The 5,225-nt window shown below is 74.4% G+C and carries 3 protein-coding genes; all 3 read left to right on the top strand.

Annotated features, from left to right (window positions below; translation table 11 throughout):
- The coding region (locus AC1MIR_RS25410; RefSeq protein ID WP_480030959.1) for a transglutaminase family protein at positions 1–1,670 on the top strand (1,670 nt) is incomplete at its 5' end.
- Positions 1,671–1,787: 117 nt separating this feature from the next.
- The gene (locus AC1MIR_RS25415) at positions 1,788–4,301 is read left to right on the top strand and encodes a circularly permuted type 2 ATP-grasp protein (RefSeq protein WP_480030960.1); all 2,514 of its coding nucleotides are present in this window, start codon (positions 1,788–1,790) and stop codon (positions 4,299–4,301) included.
- Positions 4,298–5,185, top strand: a complete 888-nt coding sequence (locus tag AC1MIR_RS25420) for a transglutaminase family protein (protein WP_480030961.1) — start codon at positions 4,298–4,300, stop codon at positions 5,183–5,185. Before AC1MIR_RS25415 ends, AC1MIR_RS25420 begins: the two co-directional genes overlap by 4 nt.
- Positions 5,186–5,225 lie beyond the last annotated feature (40 nt).

A 5,225-nucleotide genomic window follows, 5' to 3' on the forward strand; every position in this document is an offset into this window, starting at 1 on the left:
CCCGCCCGGCCCGCCCCCTGCACCCCGACCTCGCCGACGGGGAGGGCGGTCGCGACGCGCTCGCCCTGCGCCGGCCCGGCCGCCCCGGGGAGGATCCGCGCGCCCGCGCCCGCATCGCCGAGCAGCCCGTGCCGGAGCCCGGCCGCGAGGAGCCCGGCGTGGTCCGCACGGCCCTCTGCGTCGAGCCGCGCAACGGCATGATCCATGTCTTCCTGCCGCCCTTGGCGCTGGCCGAGGACTGGCTCGATCTCGTCGCCGCCATCGAGGCGACGGCGAAGGAGACCGGCCGCAAGGTGTTCCTGGAGGGCTATCTCGCGCCCTCCGACCCGCGGCTGCTGCACTTCTCGGTGACGCCCGATCCCGGCGTGATCGAGGTCAACATCCACCCCGCCACGCGCTGGGACGAGCTGACCGAGCGCACCACGACACTCTACGAGGAAGCCCGCCAGGTCGGGCTTGCGGCGGAGAAATTCGCGCTCGACGGCAAGCATGTCGGCACCGGCGGCGGCAACCACATGGTGCTCGGCGCCGCCGAGCCGGCTGACAGCCCCTTCCTGCGCCGGCCCGACCTGCTGAAGTCGCTCGTCGGCTTCTGGCACAACCATCCGAGCCTGTCCTATCTCTTCGCCGGGCAGTTCATCGGCCCGACCAGCCAGCATCCCCGCGTGGACGAGGCGCGCACCGATGCGGTGTACGAGCTTGAGACCGCGTTCTCCCAGGTGCCGCCGAAAGGCAGCGACACCCCGCCCTGGCTGACCGACAGGATCTTTCGCAACCTGCTCGTGGACATGACCGGCAACACGCACCGGACGGAGTTCTGCATCGACAAGATGTACGACCCCTCCGGCCCGTCCGGCCGGCGCGGCCTGGTCGAGGTGCGCGGCTTCGAGATGCCGCCGCATGCCCGCATGTCGCTGGTGCAGCAGCTTCTGCTGCGCGCCCTGGTCGCCGGCTTCTGGGAGAAGCCCTATGAGCGCCGGCTGATCCATTGGGGCACGCGGCTGCAGGACGATTTCATGCTGCCGCATTACGTCGCGCAGGATTTTCGGGACGTACTGGACGAACTTCGGGGCCTCGGCTTCGCCTTCGATCCCGCCTGGTTCGCACCGCATCTGGAGTTCCGCTTCCCGCAGGTCGGCAGCATCGCGGTGCGCGACATGCAGCTGGAGCTGCGCGCGGCGCTGGAACCCTGGCATGTGCTGGGCGAGGAAGCGACGGCCGGCGGCACCGCGCGCTACGTGGACAGCTCCGTCGAGCGGCTGCAGGCCAAGGTCACCGGCTGGACGCCGGAGCGCTTCGTGCTGGCCTGCAACGGCGCCGCCGTGCCCCTCGCGCCGACCGGCACCGCGGGCGAATATGTCGCGGGCGTGCGCTTCAAGGCCTGGGACCCGGTCTCGGCCCTGCACCCCACCATCCGCGCCCAGTCGCCGCTCGTCTTCGACATCTGGGACAGCTGGACGGGCCGGAGCCTCGGCGGGGCCACGCATCACGTGGCGCATCCGGGCGGGCGCAACTACCAGACCTTCCCGGTCAATGCGAACGAGGCCGAGGCGCGCCGCATGGCCCGCTTCTTCCCCTTTGGCCACACGCCGGGCGCCATGCCGGAACCGCGGGCCGTCCCCTCGCGCCAGCATCCGCGCACGCTTGATCTTCGGCGTTCGGTCGGGTGACGTGACAGTCCTCGCGCGAGCCGGAGTCGGCGCGCGGGGGCGCCGGCCGCGCGAAGCGAGGCGGGATGGGGGCGCGACCGACCTGAGACCAAGGGGACCGCCCGAAGCGCGGCCGCCATGCACACGCCGGAGAGGAACCGCCTGAACGACAGCCCGGCGCCCGCGGCATCAGCCCCGCCCCAGCTCGATGAGATGGTGGACGGCCAGGGCCGCATCCGTGCGTGCTGGCGCCCGCTGCTCGGCGCCTTCTCCGCCCTCGGCTACTCGCAGCTCGCCGAGCGCGCCCGCCGCCTCGACCGGGCCTTCGAGGAGGAGAGCGTGGCCACGGTGCTGGACGCGGCGTCGGACGGCGAGGCCGGCCGCACCCGCCGCCCCTGGCGCTGCGACCCGGTGCCGCTGCTGATCACCGCGGGTGAGTTCGCCGGGCTGGAGGCCGGGCTGGCGCAGCGGGCGCGGCTGCTGGCGGCGCTGCTCGACGACCTGTATGGCCCGCAGCGCCTGCTGGCCGAGGGCACGCTGCCGGCGCGCCTGGTCTTCAGCAACCCGCATTTCCTCCGTCCCTGCCGCGCGCCCGCGCGCAAGCCCTTTCCGCGCCTCGCCTTCTACGGCGCCGACCTGCTGCGCGGCCCGGACGGGCGCTGGCATGTGCTTGCCGATCGCTGCGGCGGCGCCAACGGCGTGGGCTTCGCCGCCGAGAACCGCACGCTGCTCGGCCGCGCCCTGCCGGAAGCCTTCCGCGCCATGCAGGTGCGCGCGCTCCGGCCCTTCTTCGACGCCTGGCTCGGCGCCCTGCAGGGGCTCGCGCCGGAGGGCGTGGACAATCCGCGCGTCGCCCTCCTGACGCCCGGCGTCCGGCAGGAGACCTGGCTCGAGCACCTGTTCCTGTCGCGCGAGCTGGGGCTGGAGCTGGTCGAGCCCGGCGACCTCACCGTCCGCGGCGGCGAGGTCTTCCTGAAGACGCTGCGCGGGCTCAGGCGGGTGGATGTGATCCTCCGCCGCGTGAAGGGCGACGCCTGCGACCCGCTGGAGTTCCAGCATGGCGCCGGCGTGCCGGGCCTGATGGGCGCGCTGCGCGACGGCGCCGTGCGCATGGTCAACGCCCCCGGCTCGATGGCCGTGGAGGCGCCGGCGCTCGCCCCCTACCTGCCCGCCGCCGCGCGTGCGCTGCTGGCCGAAGACCTGCTGCTGCCGCAGATGGAGACGGTCTGGCTTGGCGATGCGGCAGCGCGGGAGCGCGTGCTGGCCGCGCCGGGGGCCTGGCGGCTGCGCTCGGCCTTCGATCCAGGCCGGCCCATCCGCCCCGGCGCGCTCGAGGCCTTCGCCGGGCCGGGCGCCGCGGAGCCCTGGCGCCATGCCGCCACCCGCCCGCTGCCGCCCTCGGCCACGCCCTGCCTGGTGGGCGAGCGGCTAACGCCGGCGCCGGTGGTGCTGCGCATGTTCCTGGTCTGCGACGGCGCCGGCGCCTGGCGCACCATGCCCGGCGGCCTTGCGCATGTGCTCGCCGGCACGGCCGAGGAGGGCATCGCCGGCCCGCCGACGCGGCGCGGCGCGGCCAAGGATGTCTGGGTGCTGGCCGAGGACAGCGCCGACATCGTCGGCCCGGCGCTCTCCCGCGCCACCAGCCTGCCGATCCGCCGCTCCTCCGGCGAGTTGCCGAGCCGCGTCGCGGACGAGCTCTACTGGCTCGGCCGCTACCTCGAACGCCTGGAATCCGCCGCGCGGCTGACGCGCGCGATGCTCATGCGCGTGCTGCGCGGCGCCGCCCTGCCGCGGGAACTGGCCGAGATGCGCGCGCTCGCCCGCTGCCTGCACGCCGCCGGCGTGCTCGGCGCGGATGCCGCCGCCAGCCCGCCCGACGGCGCGGCCCTGCCGCGCGCCCTCGTCGCCGCGGCCGGGCCGGGCGGGGCGCTGGCGCATCTGCTGGAAGCGGTGGAGCGCCCGCAGGCCGCGGTGCGCGACCGTCTGACGCATGAGATGTGGGCGACGCTGGCGCAGCTCAGCCAGGAAGGCGCGCGCTTCACCCAGGCCGCGAGCCTGGACGCGCTGGCGGAGATGGCGACGGCGATCATCCGCGCCTGCACCAACCTCTCGGGCCTCGCGGCGGAGAACATGGTGCGCGGCGGTGCCTGGATGTTCCTCGATCTCGGCCGCCGGATCGAGCGCGCCCAGGCCACCGCGCGCAATGTCGGCCATGCGCTGTCCGAGCCGGCGGCGCGGATCGAGGCGGGGCTGCGCCTGGCGCTGGAGCTCTGCGATTCCGCGCTGACCTATCGCGCGCGCTATCTCGGCACGGTGCAGCCTGCGCCGGTGCTCGACCTGGTGCTCGCCGATCCGGGCAATCCGCGCGCGCTCGGCTTCCAGCTCAAGGCCGTGGCGGAGCGGCTGGAGGAGATCGGCGGGGCGGAGGATCGCCTGGCCGCCACCGCCGCCGCGCTCGCCGCGCGGCCGCAGGCGCTGGTGGACGAGGTGCTGCTCTCCGCCGACCGCAACGCCGCCGCGGCGGGGCTGCCGGATGCGCTGTTCGCGCTGGAGGACGAGATCGGCGCCCTCTCCGATGCCGTCGCGCGGCGCTATGTCTCGCATGTGCGCGCGCGGGTGCTCGGCGAGGACGAGCCGGAGGCCGGCGCGTGAGCCTCGCCGCCACGCGCACGCGCTACGCGCTGCGCCATGCCACGCTCTACCGCTACGCGGCGCCGGTGGACCTGGCGACGCATCTGCTGCACCTGACGCCGCGCAGCCTGCCCGGCCAGGTGGTGGAGGCGATGGCGCTGGAGGTCTCGCCGGCGCCGGCCTATCGCACCGAGGGGCATGACCATTTCGGCAATGGCGTCTCCTGGCTCTCGATCGAGGCGCCGCATGACTCGCTGGAGGTCGTGCTGGAGGCGGTGCTGGATGTCGGCTTCGCGCCGCCGCCGCCGGCCGCCACGACGCCCCCCTGGGAAGCGGTGCGAGACGCCGCGACGCGGCCCGAGGGTTTTCGCGCCGCGGAATTCGCGCTGCCGAGCGCGCTCGTTCCGACCGATGCCGGCGCCGGCGCCTATGCCGCGCAGAGCTTCCCGCCGGGGCGCCCGGTGCTGGCGGGGCTGCTCGACCTCACCGCGCGCATCAAGCGCGACTTCGCCTTCCGCCCCGGCGTGACGACGATCTCGACGCCGGTCGCGCAGGTGCTCGCGCTCCGCGCCGGCGTCTGCCAGGATTTTTCGCATGTCATGATCGCCGGGCTGCGCGCGCTCGGCCTGCCGGCGCGCTACTGCTCCGGCTATGTCCGCACCCGCCCGCCGCCCGGCCAGAAGCGCCGGCAGGGTGCGGACCAGAGCCATGCCTGGGTGGGCTGCTGGCTCGGCCCCGAGCATGGCTGGGTGGACCTCGATCCCACCAACGACCTCGTCGTGCAGGACGAGCATGTGCTGCTCGGCTGGGGCCGCGACTTCGCCGATGTCAGCCCGGTCCAGGGCATCCTGCTCGGCGGTGGCAAGCAGACGCTGGACGTGAGCGTGGACCTGGTGGAGGCCTAGAGCACGACCTTCCGATCGACTGGAAGCAGTCGATCGGAAG

This window comes from Falsiroseomonas sp. RANM36 (assembly GCF_056682175.1).

Bases quoted from the DNA above. Each gene is read 5' to 3' on its own strand.
- AC1MIR_RS25415 (WP_480030960.1), top strand. From the start codon at position 1,788: ATGCACACGCCGGAGAGGAACCGCCTGAACGACAGCCCGGCGCCCGCG.